Genomic DNA, 15,216 nt, shown 5'->3' with positions numbered 1-15,216 from the left:
AGGAGCCGCTCTTCTCCAATTTTCTAACACTTGTACCATGGATACCCAAAAAATAGAACAGAGTGTGCCGCCGGTTGTCGATCCGGCAAAACTCAAACAACTCAATCTCGCTGTTGATGCTCTTGAAAAACAGTTCGGCAAGGGCTCTATCATGCGCCTTGGTGACAGTTCGGCGGTTATGCAGGTACTCTCCATTTCAACCGGATCGATGACCCTTGATTTTGCTCTCGGTGTCGGAGGCCTTCCCCGCGGCAGGGTTACAGAAATATATGGTCCTGAATCTTCAGGAAAAACCACCCTTGCCCTTCATGTGATTGCCGAGGCCCAGAAAGAGGGTGGCATTGCCGCACTTGTTGATGCTGAACATGCGTTTGATCCCACCTATGCCCGCCGGCTTGGTGTTGATATCAACTCCATGCTCATCAGTCAGCCGGAGTCCGGTGAACAGGCCCTCTCCATTGTGGAGACACTCGTCAGAAGCGGTGCGGTTGATGTTGTCGTCGTTGATTCCGTTGCAGCGCTTGTTCCCCAGGCTGAACTTGAAGGCGAGATGGGTGACAGTGTTGTAGGTCTTCAGGCCCGGCTTATGAGCCAGGCCCTGCGCAAGCTGACCGGTGCCATTTCGAAATCAAGCTGTGTCTGTATCTTCATCAACCAGCTTCGGGATAAAATCGGTGTCATGTACGGCAGTCCGGAGACAACGACCGGCGGCAAGGCGCTGAAATTCTATTCCTCCATTCGTCTCGATATCCGCCGCATTGCCCAGCTCAAGGATGGCGATGAGATTATCGGCAACCGGACCAAGGTCAAGGTGGTTAAAAACAAGGTCGCTCCTCCCTTCAGGACGGCAGAGTTCGATATTCTTTACGGAGAGGGTATCTCGGTCATCGGTGAACTGATCGATCTGGCTGTTGAGTTCGGTGTGGTTAAAAAATCCGGATCATGGTTCAGTTATGGTCCTGACAAGCTCGGCCAGGGACGTGAAACCGTCAAGAAAGCGCTTCGTGAAGATCCGGTGCTGTTCAAAAAAATTCATGCACAGGTAAAAGAGTTGATGAAGGTGCCTGCGGAGATCGTCAAAGATAAAGAGTAGGCATGAAGATCGGACCGATAGATATTGACCGTCCTGTTATTCTTGCACCGATGGAAGATGTTACCGACAGGGCATTCAGGCAGCTCTGCAAGCAGCATGGGGCGGACATTGTCTATACGGAGTTTATCAGCGCCGAAGCCCTGCGCAGGGGTGCGGAAAAGACCGTAAGAAAACTCAGGGCCGATACTGTTGAACGGCCGCTTGCCGTGCAGATTTTCGGCAGTTCCGTCGAGTCGATGATTGAGGCTGCCGTTATTGCTGAAGAATTCAGGCCGGACTATCTCGACATCAATTTCGGATGTCCGACCAAAAAGGTTGCCGGCAAGGGAGCCGGTGCGGCCCTGCTCAGGGAGCCGGAAAAGATGACCCTCATTGCCGAAGCGGTGGTGAAAGCCGTACATATTCCGGTGACAGCCAAAACAAGGATCGGCTGGGACCGTGAGTCAATCAATATTATTGATGTCCTTCACCGTCTTGAAGGTGCAGGCATTCAGGCTCTGGCTGTGCATGGCCGAACCCGGAGCGAGATGTATAAAGGCAGAGCGGACTGGAACTGGATTCGTGAAGTCAAAGAGCATGCCCGCATACCGATCATAGCCAACGGAGATATCTGGTCGGCTGAGGATGCTGTTCGTATGTTTGCCGAAACCGGTGCCGACGGGGTGATGATCGGCCGCGGTTCCATCGGCAACCCCTTTATCTTTGCTGCAGCAAAACAGCTGCTGCAAACCGGAATCCCGCTTCCTCCGCCGGACTTTCGCCAGAGGATCAATGCCGCTGTGGAGCACCTGAAACTATCCGTTGAGTTCAAGGGTGAAAAGTATGGCGTGCTTGAGATGCGCCGTCACTACTCAACCTACCTCAAAGGGTTGCCGATGGTTTCACAGGTGCGCAACAAACTGGTTCGTGAGGATAACTGGGAGCTGGTTATTGATATGCTCTGCTCCTACAGCATGGAGTGTGAAGGGTATGCAAGGGAGGGAAAGATTCGTGACCATGCGGAGTACCTCAACGATCATTCAAAAAAATTGATATTAAATTATTAAACTAACAATAGAAAACAAGATATGAGTAGTTCGGATTCCCGCTGCAGGGTCGCGGTACTGGGTGCAACCGGCCTTGTCGGCCGCACCATGATTCAGGTTCTCGAAGAGCGGAATTTTCCTGCAACCGAAATAATTCCACTTGCTTCACCCCGTAGTGCCGGTCAGCCAGTCAAGTTTCAGGGTAAGGAGTTCATTACACAGGTGCCCTCAAGAGAGGTCTTCAAGGGTGTTGATATCGCACTCTTTTCCGCCGGAGCCACCGCCAGCAAGGAGTGGGCTAAAGTAGCTGCCGAAGAGGGCGCTATAGTCATCGACAACTCTTCGGCGTTCCGTATGGACCCGGATGTGCCTCTTGTTGTGCCCGAGGTCAACCCCGAAGCTATTTTCAGGGCTGATGGCACCCCTGAACTCATTATAGCCAACCCCAACTGTTCCACCATTCAGATGGTTGTGGTGCTCAAGCCGCTTCATGACCGGTTCGGCCTGAAACGGGTTGTGGTATCAACCTATCAGTCGGTTACCGGAAAAGGAAAGGCAGGGCGCGACGCCCTTGAGAGCGAGCTGGCCGGAGAGAAGCAGGAGAAGTTTACCCATTTTCACCAGATAGCCTTCAATGCCGTGCCGCAGATCGATGTTTTTACCGATAACGGCTATACCAAGGAGGAGATGAAGATGGTTAACGAAACCCGCAAGATCATGGGTGACGACACCATAAGTGTCTCTCCGACTACCGTACGCATTCCGGTTTATGGTGGTCATGGTGAGTCGCTCAATATCGAGCTTGATCGTGACTTTGAGATCGATGAGGTGCGTGAGCTTCTTCGTACTGCACCCGGTATTATTTTGCAGGACGATCCTTCGGCGAGCCTCTACCCGATGCCGCTCACCTCATACGAGCGTGACGAGGTCTTTGTAGGACGGCTCCGCCGCGACTACTGGCATCCCCGGACCCTCAACATGTGGATTGTGGCCGACAACCTGCGCAAAGGCGCGGCCACCAATGCCGTGCAGATTGCTGAAGTGGTTATCGCCAAAAAAGGGTAGGTCATCTCTTGCCATCCAGAGTCATCAGCGCCGTGCTGATGGCTTTAACGGCAGAAGCGGAAGAGAAGCGGCATTTATCAGGATTACTGATGGAGATTGACGATGGAATGCCGAGCGGCTTCATACTGACTGAGCTCTCTTTGCGGATCAACTTTATCATGCTCCTGTCGGCCAGTTTCCCTGTAACCTGAACCTCGGTTTCGCGGCAGACCGGGTTATCGACCAGCTCCTTCATCGAGAAGTATCTTGATTCCTCAAGGTTTTTCACCCTCCGGTACGAAAATCTTTCCATTTGTCCACTCTTCGCGATGGCAAAGAGTATATGGTTCTCTTCAAGCTCAAGGATAACCTGCGTTTTGCCGGTAAGCTTTGAGAGGTAGAGGAGCGGGGGTTGTGTCGAACCGCTGAAGTTGATCGGGTGATTTGGTGTAAAATATCCGGTTACTTTGCGTAAGGGTTCTGCAGGGTAAAAGAGCAGCAGCTGTTTTGCAAGCGTTGTGTTGGTAACGTTTCCGTCAGCATAACCCGTAATGTCACAGAGATACTCTTCGGGGCGGGTTAAAAAGTACGCCGCCTCAATCCGGCAATACGCTCTTGCAGCTTCAGGGGTTGCTTCAAGAGGAAAGCTGGCGGGAAGAGGGAGATAGGCTCGGGGCTCAACCGAGAGCGCGAGATCTTCACCCGGCCACCTGGCCGCCTCTTCCGAGAGCTTTTTCCAGAGCCGCTCGCTTTTCGGTGAAGCAAGCGTGTTACTGCCAAACGGAAAGGTTTTACACCCGCTGAGGCAGTATCCGTCACTGCCGGAGGTTTTCACTCTTACTATGGAGCACTCTTCCGGATCAATAGAACAGGCTATCTGACTCTTGCTCATTATTCGAGGGTAAAATGTTTTTTCAGAACTTCCAGTTTTTTTTTGCCTATCCCTTTGACATCGAGAAAATCCTGAAATTGCGTTACTTTTCCCCCTTTTGAAGCTCTGAAGGCAATCAGGCGTCCGGCCATGACCGGGCCTATTCCGGAGATTTTCTGCAACTCTGCTTTGCCGGCTTTATTGAAGGCGATCGTGCCACTGAAGGTTTTTTTCCCTGCAGAGCGGTGCGCGGCAGGCTTTTCAGAAGACTCTTCAGGCTCTGCCGCCGCAACATCCTGAAGTACATCCTCCCTGACGGTTGTCTGATCGATTGCTGCAAGCCGGATAAGGCTGTCAACTTCAGCTTCACGCAGTCGGGCCGTTTCAGCTTTTTTGACAAGCTGATCGGTCTCCTCCATTGACCGGAAATTTTTCAGGATCCCACCCAGCACCAGAAACCCGAGAAGCATCGAGATCAGCGAAATCTCTGCTTTCGTCAGGCTGAGCTTTCGAGCAAGATTTTCCAGATGCTTCATGACAGGTGTTTGACTATTATTGATCCCTCTTTATATGAAAATACGCTTTACCCTCGACGAAACCGAACAGAGCGTTTCATAGCTTATGGTGCCGGCAATCTCTGAAAGCTCTTCAGCCGAAGGGCCATCCCAACCGAACAGGGTTGCCCTGTCTCCTTTTTTGACATTATGTTCAGTGCCGAGATCAACCATAATCTGATCCATGGTGACCGTTCCGACCTGGGGGTAGGGTTTGCCGTTGATCATTACCGTTGTCTTGCCGGAGAGTACTCTTGCATAACCGTCAGCATACCCCGCAGCTATGGTGGCGATAGAGCGGGGAGTCGGAGCACTCCATGTCCGGTTGTAGCTGATAGTGGTTCCTTCCTCTACGGTTTTAATGAAAATGACTTTTGCCTCAACCTGCATGACCGGTTTCACTTCAAGTCGCAGGGGGGTGTGCTTCGCTGGGTGGTAACCATAGAGCAGAATTCCCGGGCGTACCATGTCGAGCCAGGAACCGGGTGCGGTAAGGATAGCTCCGCTGTTGGCTGCGTGTTTGCAGAAAGTATGCGATACAGCATGTTCGTATTCAGAGGTGAGCCGTTTGAACTCCGCAAGCTGCTGTGCGGTAAACCCTCCGGGTGAAGAGCTGTCGGCAAAGTGCGTATAGATGCCCCTGAGCTGCAGGTGCTCTGCCTGCTCAATACGACGGAGCAACTCCATGGCCATTGAGGGGTGAGTGCCGAGCCGTCCCATCCCCGTATCGACCTTGAGCTGAACGGACAGGGTTTTGTTGTGTGCCGCCGCGATCTCCTCCGCAGCTTGCAGGGTTTCGCTGTCACAGAGTGTCATGTCGATATCGTGTTGCAGGAAACACTTGATATGAGAGGTGAGCGGTGATGAAAAAGCGAGAATGGAGGCCGGATTTTTCAGCGCACCTCCGGTTTTCAGTTCAATGGCTTCATGGATGTTGGCTACACCGAAATCCGTTATGCCAATTGTTTCAAGAGCTGCCGAGACCTTGTGGACGTTATGACCGTAAGCATTTGCCTTGACGATACCCATGATACGGGGAGTTTCGCCGACCTGTTTGCGGATCAGGCGGGTATTCCACAACAAGTGGTCGATACAAACAAGGGCCTCCGTCATGTTTTCCGGTGGAGTGCTTCCTGTACCGGAGTCCGGCTCTTTTTCAGTCATATCGGGAGAAGAATTTGAAGTTATAAGGTCGCAACCTTAACGCACCGCATAAATCCTGACGAATCGGGACATTGCGCAACAAATAAACGGGTATCCTTCTGTTAAAGAACATATTTTACACCTGATTATCAAACCATCGATCGCTCATATTCAGCCGGTATCGTGAATTGTACAATTAATGTATATTTTCCCTTGAACAGGTGATCAGACCAACTTGCCACGTTAAACCATTTCAGCCATTATGATGCCGAACAACGATATATTCGGGCTTGCAGCAGAGACGCCGCTTATTCTGATCAAGCAAATGGCGCGCCATATCAGACCGAAAGTTATGGCTAAACTCGAATATATGAACCCGGCCTGTTCCCACTACTACAGGGTGGCATCAGCGATTGTAAGTGATGCTGAAAAGCGCGACCTGATTCATCCGGGAATGACCCTTGTAGACTGGACATATGGCAACAGCGGCATTGCCCTTGCCATGGCCGGTGTCAGTCGCGGTTACAAGCTGCTGCTTGCCGCGCCTGATAAAATATCGCGGGAGAAGCGCGATATGCTCAAGGCTATCGGTGCTGAACTGGTTATTACTCCTTCAGATGCCCTTCCGGGTGCTCCACGCAGTTGCAAGAATGTGGCCGAGAGTCTGGTTAACAATATGCCCAATGCATTTTTTGCAGGGATGTATGAGAATCCTGTCAGTCTCAAGGTTCACGTTGAAGCAACCGGCAGCGAGATTTACCGCCAAACGGAGGGAAGGGTAACCCATGTTTTTGTGCCCATGATTTCCGGTGCGATGGTTTTCGGCCTTGGCCGTTACCTGAAAGCGAAGAACCCGGCAATTAACGTGATCGGTGTGGAGCCGCAGGGCTCAATCTATGCCGCTCTTTTCAGGAACGGAAACCCTGGAGCACCTCTGTTTTCGGAGCTTGAGGAGATCGGTTCCCAGCACCCGTCAGCCTATTGGGACCCAACGGTAATCGATGATATAATACAGGTAAGCGATTATGCTGCGTTCAACTGCGGCAGGGAACTCCTGCGGATGGAGGCCGTTTTTGCCGGGGGAGCATCGGGAGCGGTTATGTCGGCTGCACTGCAGAGCGGTGCGGGCTACACGGAGAGTGACTGCATTGTTGTCATGATGAATGATTTCGGTGGTTACTATCTCAGCAAGATGTACCGCGATGAGTGGATGCGTAAAAGGGGATTTTACCGCAAACAGAAATCAGCACTTGATCAGATTACCGCCGAGGATATTTTGCAGCTCAAAGCCCGCAGGGATCTTATTTTCGCCTACCCCGAAAATACCCTGGCCGAAGTGTTCGAGATGATGAAACAGAATGATGTGTCGCAGTTGCCGATTGTCTCCTACAACGCGCCGATCGGCAGTATCAGTGAAAACAAGATTCTTTCCATACTGATTGAAAACGATGAGGCGATGAATTCCAAGGTTGTCGGGTTCATGGAACAGCCGTTTCCGGTCTGCCCGCCGGATGCGGCAATCTCCGAACTATCCGAAAAGTTGCAGCAAAGCGCCTCCGGGGTATTGATCAGCCTCTCCGATGGAAGGCTTCAACTGCTTACTAAATCTGATCTTATTGATGCATTGACCCACAAGTGAGTGGCCTCGAAATTATCCGGTTGTTTTTTTGGGTGGATTTTCTTAACTAAGCACTCTTGAAACATTCCTCTTTTTTTTTAAGTGCAGTAGACTATATTGCGCTTGCAGCAGGAAAAAATATCGGGAATCCACCTCAGAGGACCGTTACATTCAATTGGATAACAGAGTGAAGATCCCGACGGCTGATGAGCGGGTGAAAAACCAGCAATATACTATGAAGGTAGAGTCCAGAAAAAGGCAGTTCATTTTGGAAGGTAAGATCAAGGCTTGCTTCTGTGAAGGATGCGGCCAGACTACCGACAAGGTGTTTGTGGGTGAGTGGATGCCGAGCAACAAGCCGAAGGACGAAGAGTTTTTATCGACTGCTCCTGTTAAAAAAGGGAAGGAGAACAAGAATGGTGCGGCAGCTCTCTCTCCGGCTGCTGAAAATCAGTACTGGATTCGCTGTGCAGCATGCAATCAGGTTCATCTGCTCAAGGAGTGGCAGATACAGATTGACCGGGATATCAGTCCTGATGAACTGAATCCGGAAGAGTGTCAGGTATACTCACCGCACGGTATTTATGCCAAGGGTGATGCACTCTATCATCAGGCGCTTGGTGAGGTTGGAGTTGTCAGGGAGAAGCAGTCGACCGGTAGCGGTGCTTATGTTATTATTGTCGAGTTTTGTAAGAGTGGCAGAAAACAGCTTCTCGAAAATGTGCGCGTTACTCCTGCAAAGGAGAAGAGCGCCGAGAGCATTACGGATATTATTAAACTAAAACTAAGACGTTGATCTTTTAAAAGGGGGTGAATTTCATTGGTTAGTGTGCAGATAAATGATAACGAATCAATCGATAAAATGCTGAAGCGCTTCAAAAAGAAGTACGAACGTGCAGGTATTTTAAAGGAGTTTCGAAAAAACGCATACTTCGTTAAACCTTCGATTGATGGTCGCTTGAAACGTTCCAGAAGCAGGCGCAGAGCGCAAAGGGCAAACGAAGAACGCAATTCATGATCATCGTGATCAGAGTAGTTATGCAAAGCAGCTCCTTTACGGGAGTTGCTTTTTTTTTGTGAATACCAATCCACTGACTCATGAGAGTTTTCAAAGGGGAAGTTACCGCGTTACCGCCAGACAAGTCCATCTCTCACCGTGCAGCCCTTATCGGTGCCCTTTCAGAAGGGACAACGGAGATCACAAATTTTTCAGGAGGTTTTGACAACCAGTCAACCCTCAGCGTGCTTCAACGAGCAGGCATAGCACTTAGCCAGGAAGAGATCGTTCAGCTCAATGGCCGTACGCAGCGCAGGGTGGTTATCAAGTCCAGGGGATTATGGAGTTTTCAGCTCCCGGCGGAACCCTTGATGTGTAATAACTCCGGCAGTACCATGCGCATGTTTGCAGGTATTTTAGCCGCACAGCCATTTAAGAGCGAGTTGATCGGCGACAGTTCTCTGATGAAGCGTCCAATGAAAAGGGTCGCCGACCCTTTGCGTTTGATGGGTGCCGATATTGAACTCTCTTCGTCCGGAACAGCACCGATAGTTATCAACGGCACCAAAGAGCTGAAGCCGATAGCGTACCGCCTGCCGGTTCCTTCGGCGCAGGTGAAGTCACTGGTGGCGTTGGCTGCGCTGCATGCTGACGGTGAATCAAGAATTATTGAACAGGTTCGTTCCCGTGACCATACCGAAGTGATGCTCGGTCTTGAGAGTTTTGAGCAGAATGGTGAACGGGTTATTGTGGTGCCGGGCCGAAAACAAATTGAGGCCAAGCCCTTCTATATTCCGGCAGACCCATCCGCAGCCTGTTTTATTGTTGCGCTTGGCCTGCTTGCCCGCGGATCGGAAATCATGATCAGGGATGTCTGTCTCAACCCGACAAGGGCAGCTTTTCTCGATATTCTGATGGCAGCAGGGGCGGGTTTACGCATTGAAAACCTGAGAGTGATCGGAGGAGAGAGCATCGGTGATATTCTTGTCAGCACTACTTCCGAGATAGAGCCGCTCTGTATCAGTGATCCGCAGCTTATCGCCATAGCCATTGATGAAATTCCCATGCTTGCCGTGTTATCGGCTTTTGCAACCGGTCGTTTCGAGCTGCACAACGCCGCAGAGCTCAGGACCAAGGAGAGCGACCGGATTGATGCTCTTGTGGTTAATCTTGAGCGTCTCGGATTTGTTTGTGAGCAGTACCCTGACGGTTTTGTCGTTACCGGTCGTAACCAAGCACCTTCAGGGTCGGTGGTGCTCGACAGTTTTGATGATCACCGCATAGCCATGAGCTTTGCCATTGCCGGTCGTGCGACAGGCGGCGCTTTCGATATTACCGATATTGACGTGGTTGGAGTTTCGTTTCCGAACTTTTTCGAACTGCTGGATTCCCTCGAAGTCTGAAGAGATTTTGGATTCTGAATTCTGGATTGCGGTAGGGGCGATCCTGCGTGATCGCCCCTGCTATTTTCTTCGTCGTTGTTGTCCTTGAAGTCCTTGTGGTCCTTGTATTATTCAGAAGGGATTTACAGCGATGCCATGAGATTTTCAATATGCCCGAGCAACGCATGGGTGAACTCTGCGGGCTGTTCAAGGTTTGAGAGGTGTCCGGCATCCGGAAGCACCAGGAGACGGGAGCCTGTAATTCGGTCATTTATTGCAGCGGCAGTTGCTTTGGGGGTGACCTTGTCATCAGAACCGACAACCACAAGCACCGGGCAGCGGATTGCTGCAAGCATCGGAGTTGCGTCATTGCGCGTCATGATGGCCCGCATTGCAGCATTGATCACCGGCACCGACTGCTTTTCAATCATGGAACGCGTATCGATGACCAGTTGCGGTTTTGCCGTGTAGGTAGATGGGGAAAAAAAGTTCGGTATCATCCGTTCTGCAGCTTCATGTGCTCCTTTCTGTTCTACAGCCCGGATAAACTCTTCGCGTCCTGCTCTTGCCTCAGGGGTATCGTTTTCAGCTCTCGTGTCGCATAGTACCAGAGAGGTGATTTTATCGGGGTAGAGCCTGTAGAATTCAAAAGCCTGATAGCCTCCCATTGAAAGCCCTGCAACAGTTACCCGTTCAATACCAAGCGAATCCAGAAGTGCGGCAAGTTCATGGGCGTAATCGGTAAAGTTCCACGCCTCCTTCTCTTCCGACCCCTCTATACCATAGGCGTTGGGTGCGACTACAGTAAAGCCGGTTTCGCCGAGCGCCTCAATCTGGGGCTGCCACATGGCGGCAGAGAGCGGAAACGCGTGCAGCAGAAGCAATGCGTGTCTGCTTCTGCTGCCTTCAGCAGTGTTTACACTGCGCCAGGTCAGCATTACTTAGTTTTCCTGGGTTTTTGGATACCCCTTGATTTCGCGGATAATGCTGTTTGCCTCATTGAGGATGATTTTTGCTTCGTCCCTTGCCGTGTCAATGATCTCCTGTGAGCGTTTTTTTGCATCGTTATTGTAGGCAGCGTCATGCTCACTGCTTTCGTACAACTCGGAAGCCTTGTCAATAGCATGCTTTACCTTACCGGAAATAATCTGCTGCGTTTCGGTTCCCTTGTGCGGAGCGAAGAGCAGTCCCATAATTGTTCCGGCAGCAGCGCCAAGCACGGCGCCGAAGAAAAGGCCTTTATAAAACTTGTCCTGCTGTTCCATAGTGCGGTTAGGTTTTGTTGTATAGTTACCATAAAGATAAAGTACAGCGTGGTGTTTTCCTCTCATTATTTATTCATCTTCCCGCAGCCGCCCGCGAGCACCACTCTGGATTGCCGGAAGTTCCAGACTTTCGGGAGAACACATCAAGAGCAGTGCTGCATTTTTAAGCAACGTTTAAGGGGCTCTTCATACTCTCTTAAGATTCGCGGGTGTACCTTATTCACTGTAGATCGAAAAGATCGGCACCCTACGTGCAAACCGTTAACACTTATATTCGATACGATGAATACTAACACCAGATTTTCTGCAAGCCCTTTTGCAATCGGGGCATTTATCCTTTCGGCAATTACCGCTCTTCTCTTTGTCCTGACGGTTGTCACCGGAATGTTCCAGTCTGCGCAGTTGTGGCTGAGTGCTCTGCTCGTCATTGCCGTTGTGTTGCATACCGCAATCAACTGGAAGCAGTTTACCTGATCCGCTGTTACGTTGACCGGTTTTCATGCTGGGAAGTCGCAACGCGAAAAACCGTTACTGTGGATTTATTTTTTTAGTGAGAGAGGCTGCCTGAACGAAACAGGTCAAGATCGTTGGCCATCAGACACATAATCTCTTCACGGAATGCCGCAATATGATCCCTCAGATCAGGGCGGCAGAGGAGCCTGAATTTTTTGGTATACCGCTCAAAAGAGAGAATAAAGTCCGATTGGAACACTGATTCATTCAGGTCGTCAAATCGAACATACTCCGAATCAAGTTGCAGGGAGTAGTGGATGTGTTCCGATCGGGTCGGCAGTACTCTCAGCTCTTTCAGGTCGGCATAGTCGAAAATATCCTTTTTCGATGGGGGATCGATCAGCACCTCGTGGCCATGCAGGCCGAGATGGAGGCGTTTGTTTAAAAAATTGCAGATCTCCAGCTCCTTTTCTCGACGCATTTTGTTGTCGCTGTTATAGATAAACCATCGCTCATCCTCCTTTGAAGAGTTATTTATGTAAGGTTGAACGGTGATTGCCCTCTTGTATACCCTGCGCATGAGAATATCATCCAGCAACGCGCTGATCGGGTGCGTTTTATCGGGCATCAACTGTTTTAGTTCATGCAGCACCCGGTCGTCAGCATTGCCATAGAAAAGCTCTCGCAGGGCACTGCCTGAGAGCATTCCTTCCCCGGCAATATCCTGCAAAAGCCTGCGCAGCATTGCCGATAGTGCTCTGCTTGTATGGTGCCAATAGACATTGCGCATCATCATGTATTTTGCGAACAGCAGGCTTTCAAGCGGCGCAATTCCTTTTTCGGTTATGGCAAACCGCTCACGCTGCGGGTCAGGCACAAACGACTCGATCAATCGTTCAATATCGATGCTTCCGTAAGGAATGTTGCAGTGGTGTGCATCGCGCATCAGGTAGTCCATCTTGTCCGGATCAAGCGTTCCGCTGATCAGTTTCCCGAATCGTGTGCCGCTTCCGCCCTTGATAAGCGTTATCACCTCCTCGGGATTGACCTGCCACTCCTCTTGCAGGATTTCAGCTATTGGGGGAATTCCCGGATGCTTCTCGTAAATGAAATGGCTGCAAAGATCCTCGTGGTGCGAAAATACCGGCTCACCTCCGCACACAGGAATCTGCTCTTCTATGATATGGGCATGCGGAAAGTGGCCGATATCATGCAGCAGGCTTGCCGAGAGCAGTACCCGGCAGTTGTGATCATCGAATATGAACTCACCATCCTGAAGGCTGAGCGCGAGCTTGCTTGTCAGCATCCGCTGCAGAATAAGCTTCATGAGATGATAGACCCCGATGGAGTGCTCAAACCGTGTATGCGTAGCTCCGGGATAGACCTGCTGCGAGAAGGAGAGCTGGCGGATTCCCTTAAGCCGCAGGAATGAAGGGTGGGAGAGAATCTTTTTCAGCGGTCCGCTGAGCGGAATATGGCCCCAGATCGGAATGCGGATAAAGCCGCCATCAGACTGGAAAAGCAGGTGTTCAGCTGTCATGAAGTTTCTTCTGTTGGAGGCGTAAAGAGTTATCAGTCAAGATACGCAACTAAGTGTGGTCCTCAAACTGAGCGATTAACGGGATAGTTTTCGGTTCAGTTTACGGGAAAAAGAATGGCAGAGAAGGTGAGAGGCAAAAAAAAAGCTGCTGTTTCGCAACAGCAGCTTTTAGTATCCGTAGTGGTAAGGCTTAATACCTTGAGCGGGAAGCTGGACGCTCTTCACGGGGCTTTGCCTCGTTAACCTTGATGGTTCTGCCGTTCAGGTCACTGTCGTTGAGGTCAGCGATTGCAGAAGCAGCTTCTGCATCATTTGCCATCTCAACAAAGCCAAAACCCTTTGAACGGCCGGTGAATTTGTCGTTGATGACACTTGCGCTTGAAACTTCGCCGAATTCGCCGAAAGTCTCACGAAGATCAGCTTCAGTTACGCTGTAATCAAGATTGCCAATGTAAATATTCATAATTTCATATAGGAGTTCGTGCTTTGATCAAAAAGAGACACTGTCAAATAACCAAAAGCACAAATCACTTGAAAGTTTTCAGGCCAACCGTTGGCCATGCTTCATAGAGTACGCTTTATTTTTCCAAGAAGCAAGGGAAATTAAAAATATTATATAGATGCACTCTATACATGCCGTTCATGAACTTTTATCCAGCGCTTCTTCGCACCTCTTTCAGATGCAGCTGGCACACCTTTCGAAAATGGTGGCCGTAAATGGCCAGCGTTACTGCCAGCGGCAGGGAGTGCTGGCGATTGAAAAATGTCCAGATCAGCATCTTCCAGTACTGGAACCGTTCCCGACCGACAACACCAAGCAGCACGGTTGAGCGGGCAAAGGCCAGCATGTCGTCAAAGCGGACCCTTCTTTTTAACCGGGGTGCCCGGTATTCGCTCAGAAGTGTCCGGATCCGCCGGTAGTAATATTTTGGAGCATAGAGCTGGTTCATCATGTCGGTATACCCTTTTCGAAGCAGGTCAAGGTCCATTACCGGCACAAAGTTGGTATTGCTGTCGGCATTATCGCCGCTTGAGTTATGCAGCAGTCGTCCCTCCTTCTGCATGCGGTCGTAGAGTCTGGTTCCGGGGAGAGCCTGGAGGATGCCGACCATGGCCGTAACGATGCCGCTCTTCTGGATGAATTCGATCTGTTTCTGGAAAATAGAGGGGGTGTCACTGTCAAAACCGACAATAAAACCACCCTGTACCTCCATGCCGGACTGCTGAATCTTTCTGATGTTGGAGAGCATGTCCCTTGATGTGTTGTGCTGCTTGCCGCAGGCGTGCAGTGCGGCATCATCGGGGGTTTCAATGCCGATAAAGACCATCCCGAATCCTGCCTCAACCATGAGCGACATCAGCTCCTGATCATCAGCCAGGTTGATCGAACACTCCGTGTAAAACCGGATGGTTCTGCTGTAGCCTTTCTGCCACGCTATCAACCGTGGAAGCAGCTCTTTTTTCAGGTATGTTTTGTGGGCAATGAAGTTGTCATCGACAAAAAAGACACTGTCCTGCCATCCGAGCCGGCGAAGATCGTCAAGTTCCGTAATGATCTGGTCGCTGGTTTTTGTGCGGATTTTATGGCCGAGAAGCGCTGTGACATTGCAGAAGTCGCATTTGTAGGGGCACCCCCTGGAAAATTGCAAAGCCATCGATGCATATTTATTCATGTCGAGCAGTTTCCAACGGGGGGTTGGGGTCCGGGTGATGTCCGCATAGAGATCAGTCGAGTAGAGCCTTTTCGGAGTACCGTTCAGAAGGTCATCAAGAAAGGGTTGAAGGGTCAGCTCGGCTTCGTTCAGCACAAAATGGTCAACCGACGGAAAATCTTCATGTTCGGAAGTAAAGAGAGGGCCTCCGGCAACGATGGTTAATCCGGCGGTGTTGCAGAGCTCGATGACCTTTCGGGCTGATTCCTGCTGGACAGCCATTGCGCTGATAAATGCCATGTCGGCCCAGGCAATATCGTCAGCCCGGAGAAGAGCGGTATTGAGGTCAACCAGTTTTTTCTTCCAGCTTTCAGGCAGCATTGCGGCTACCGTCAGGAGACCGAGGGGAGGAAGCGATGCTTTTTTATTGACAAATTTCAGGGCATGTTTGAAACTCCAGAAGGTATCAGGGAATTCGGGATAGATCAAAAGAATATTCATCGTGCACTTGCCTCCGGTTAATCGGTTTAGATGTTTTCGATCAAATCAGGGAGAGTAGCTATGGTTAAGACTGCAATG

General features: G+C 50.5%; 16 protein-coding genes. 8 read left to right on the top strand and 8 right to left on the bottom strand.

Translation table 11 applies throughout. From position 1 onward, the window contains the following. Window positions 1-37 precede the first annotated feature (37 nt). The 3 genes from recA to G9409_RS01895 are packed head-to-tail and all read left to right on the top strand — an operon-like array spanning window position 38 to window position 3,183. Complete coding sequence (gene recA / locus G9409_RS01905; RefSeq protein WP_166807180.1) at window positions 38-1,093, top strand: recombinase RecA; 1,056 nt, start codon at window positions 38-40, stop codon at window positions 1,091-1,093. A 2-nt stretch (window positions 1,094-1,095) separates the two neighbouring features. Continuing rightward, entirely contained in the window at window positions 1,096-2,139 is a 1,044-nt protein-coding gene (gene dusB, locus G9409_RS01900) for a tRNA dihydrouridine synthase DusB (protein ID WP_166807179.1), read from the top strand. Window positions 2,140-2,160: 21 nt separating this feature from the next. Beyond that, the gene (locus G9409_RS01895; protein WP_166807178.1) at window positions 2,161-3,183 is read left to right on the top strand and encodes an aspartate-semialdehyde dehydrogenase; all 1,023 of its coding nucleotides are present in this window, start codon (window positions 2,161-2,163) and stop codon (window positions 3,181-3,183) included. A 1-nt stretch (window position 3,184) separates the two neighbouring features. Here G9409_RS01895 and G9409_RS01890 read toward each other — a convergent pair whose 3' ends face one another. The 3 genes from G9409_RS01890 to alr are packed head-to-tail and all read right to left on the bottom strand — an operon-like array spanning window position 3,185 to window position 5,751. After that, a complete protein-coding gene (locus G9409_RS01890; protein ID WP_166807177.1) occupies window positions 3,185-4,054 on the bottom strand; it encodes a hypothetical protein in 870 nt (289 codons plus the stop codon). Next, window positions 4,054-4,569: a ComEA family DNA-binding protein gene (locus tag G9409_RS01885; protein ID WP_166807176.1), complete on the bottom strand. Its 516-nt coding sequence runs from the start codon at window positions 4,567-4,569 to the stop codon at window positions 4,054-4,056. Before G9409_RS01885 ends, G9409_RS01890 begins: the two co-directional genes overlap by 1 nt. A 30-nt stretch (window positions 4,570-4,599) precedes the next feature. Further along, window positions 4,600-5,751: an alanine racemase gene (gene alr, locus G9409_RS01880; RefSeq protein ID WP_166807175.1), complete on the bottom strand. Its 1,152-nt coding sequence runs from the start codon at window positions 5,749-5,751 to the stop codon at window positions 4,600-4,602. 244 nt (window positions 5,752-5,995) lie between these two features. Between alr and G9409_RS01875 the strand changes: the two genes are divergently transcribed. The 4 genes from G9409_RS01875 to aroA all read left to right on the top strand — a co-directional run bounded on the left by G9409_RS01875 (window position 5,996) and on the right by aroA (window position 9,748). Then, the gene (locus tag G9409_RS01875; protein WP_166807451.1) at window positions 5,996-7,369 is read left to right on the top strand and encodes a pyridoxal-phosphate dependent enzyme; all 1,374 of its coding nucleotides are present in this window, start codon (window positions 5,996-5,998) and stop codon (window positions 7,367-7,369) included. A 214-nt stretch (window positions 7,370-7,583) separates the two neighbouring features. Continuing rightward, the gene (locus G9409_RS01870) at window positions 7,584-8,144 is read left to right on the top strand and encodes a hypothetical protein (protein WP_166807174.1); all 561 of its coding nucleotides are present in this window, start codon (window positions 7,584-7,586) and stop codon (window positions 8,142-8,144) included. 24 nt (window positions 8,145-8,168) lie between these two features. Continuing rightward, the gene (gene rpsU, locus G9409_RS01865) at window positions 8,169-8,366 is read left to right on the top strand and encodes a 30S ribosomal protein S21 (protein WP_006366284.1); all 198 of its coding nucleotides are present in this window, start codon (window positions 8,169-8,171) and stop codon (window positions 8,364-8,366) included. Between the two features lie 80 nt (window positions 8,367-8,446). Further along, window positions 8,447-9,748 carry a 3-phosphoshikimate 1-carboxyvinyltransferase gene (gene aroA / locus G9409_RS01860; RefSeq protein WP_166807173.1) on the top strand — a complete coding sequence of 434 codons (1,302 nt, stop codon included), beginning with the start codon at window positions 8,447-8,449 and terminating at the stop codon, window positions 9,746-9,748. 122 nt (window positions 9,749-9,870) lie between these two features. Here the strand turns inward: aroA and G9409_RS01855 are convergent, their stop codons facing one another. Together G9409_RS01855 and G9409_RS01850 are read right to left on the bottom strand one after the other, a co-directional pair. Further along, the gene (locus G9409_RS01855; protein WP_166807172.1) at window positions 9,871-10,665 is read right to left on the bottom strand and encodes an alpha/beta fold hydrolase; all 795 of its coding nucleotides are present in this window, start codon (window positions 10,663-10,665) and stop codon (window positions 9,871-9,873) included. A gap of 3 nt (window positions 10,666-10,668) precedes the next feature. Beyond that, window positions 10,669-10,992 carry a YtxH domain-containing protein gene (locus G9409_RS01850; protein ID WP_040433286.1) on the bottom strand — a complete coding sequence of 108 codons (324 nt, stop codon included), beginning with the start codon at window positions 10,990-10,992 and terminating at the stop codon, window positions 10,669-10,671. Between the two features lie 282 nt (window positions 10,993-11,274). Between G9409_RS01850 and G9409_RS01845 the strand changes: the two genes are divergently transcribed. Next, window positions 11,275-11,466 (top strand): hypothetical protein, encoded by a 192-nt coding sequence (locus G9409_RS01845; protein WP_166807171.1) that lies wholly within the window; start codon window positions 11,275-11,277, stop codon window positions 11,464-11,466. Between the two features lie 73 nt (window positions 11,467-11,539). Here the strand turns inward: G9409_RS01845 and G9409_RS01840 are convergent, their stop codons facing one another. The 3 genes from G9409_RS01840 to G9409_RS01830 form a co-directional block, all read right to left on the bottom strand. Continuing rightward, window positions 11,540-12,985: an HD domain-containing protein gene (locus G9409_RS01840; protein WP_166807170.1), complete on the bottom strand. Its 1,446-nt coding sequence runs from the start codon at window positions 12,983-12,985 to the stop codon at window positions 11,540-11,542. Between the two features lie 190 nt (window positions 12,986-13,175). Further along, entirely contained in the window at window positions 13,176-13,448 is a 273-nt protein-coding gene (locus tag G9409_RS01835; protein WP_006366279.1) for an RNA recognition motif domain-containing protein, read from the bottom strand. 187 nt (window positions 13,449-13,635) lie between these two features. Then, on the bottom strand, window positions 13,636-15,138 hold the full coding sequence (locus tag G9409_RS01830; RefSeq protein WP_166807169.1) for a B12-binding domain-containing radical SAM protein: 1,503 nt from the start codon (window positions 15,136-15,138) through the stop codon (window positions 13,636-13,638). Between the last annotated feature and the right edge of the window lie 78 nt (window positions 15,139-15,216).

This window comes from Candidatus Chlorobium masyuteum (assembly GCF_011601315.1).
Classification (GTDB): domain Bacteria; phylum Bacteroidota; class Chlorobiia; order Chlorobiales; family Chlorobiaceae; genus Chlorobium; species Chlorobium masyuteum.
Note: the sequence above shows the minus strand (reverse complement) of the source record. Positions and strands in the feature narration are given on the sequence as shown.

What these genes read in the sequence shown, in the direction of transcription:
- dusB (WP_166807179.1), top strand. Translation starts at nt 1,096, where the DNA reads ATGAAGATCGGACCGATAGATATTGACCGTCCTGTTATTCTTGCACCG.
- G9409_RS01830 (WP_166807169.1), bottom strand. Translation starts at nt 15,138, where the DNA reads ATGAATATTCTTTTGATCTATCCCGAATTCCCTGATACCTTCTGGAGT.
- G9409_RS01845 (WP_166807171.1), top strand. Translation starts at nt 11,275, where the DNA reads ATGAATACTAACACCAGATTTTCTGCAAGCCCTTTTGCAATCGGGGCA.
- G9409_RS01840 (WP_166807170.1), bottom strand. Translation starts at nt 12,985, where the DNA reads ATGACAGCTGAACACCTGCTTTTCCAGTCTGATGGCGGCTTTATCCGC.
- G9409_RS01855 (WP_166807172.1), bottom strand. Translation starts at nt 10,665, where the DNA reads ATGCTGACCTGGCGCAGTGTAAACACTGCTGAAGGCAGCAGAAGCAGA.
- G9409_RS01835 (WP_006366279.1), bottom strand. Translation starts at nt 13,448, where the DNA reads ATGAATATTTACATTGGCAATCTTGATTACAGCGTAACTGAAGCTGAT.
- G9409_RS01870 (WP_166807174.1), top strand. Translation starts at nt 7,584, where the DNA reads ATGAAGGTAGAGTCCAGAAAAAGGCAGTTCATTTTGGAAGGTAAGATC.
- G9409_RS01895 (WP_166807178.1), top strand. Translation starts at nt 2,161, where the DNA reads ATGAGTAGTTCGGATTCCCGCTGCAGGGTCGCGGTACTGGGTGCAACC.
- alr (WP_166807175.1), bottom strand. Translation starts at nt 5,751, where the DNA reads ATGACTGAAAAAGAGCCGGACTCCGGTACAGGAAGCACTCCACCGGAA.
- recA (WP_166807180.1), top strand. Translation starts at nt 38, where the DNA reads ATGGATACCCAAAAAATAGAACAGAGTGTGCCGCCGGTTGTCGATCCG.
- G9409_RS01890 (WP_166807177.1), bottom strand. Translation starts at nt 4,054, where the DNA reads ATGAGCAAGAGTCAGATAGCCTGTTCTATTGATCCGGAAGAGTGCTCC.
- G9409_RS01875 (WP_166807451.1), top strand. Translation starts at nt 5,996, where the DNA reads ATGCCGAACAACGATATATTCGGGCTTGCAGCAGAGACGCCGCTTATT.
- aroA (WP_166807173.1), top strand. Translation starts at nt 8,447, where the DNA reads ATGAGAGTTTTCAAAGGGGAAGTTACCGCGTTACCGCCAGACAAGTCC.
- G9409_RS01850 (WP_040433286.1), bottom strand. Translation starts at nt 10,992, where the DNA reads ATGGAACAGCAGGACAAGTTTTATAAAGGCCTTTTCTTCGGCGCCGTG.
- G9409_RS01885 (WP_166807176.1), bottom strand. Translation starts at nt 4,569, where the DNA reads ATGAAGCATCTGGAAAATCTTGCTCGAAAGCTCAGCCTGACGAAAGCA.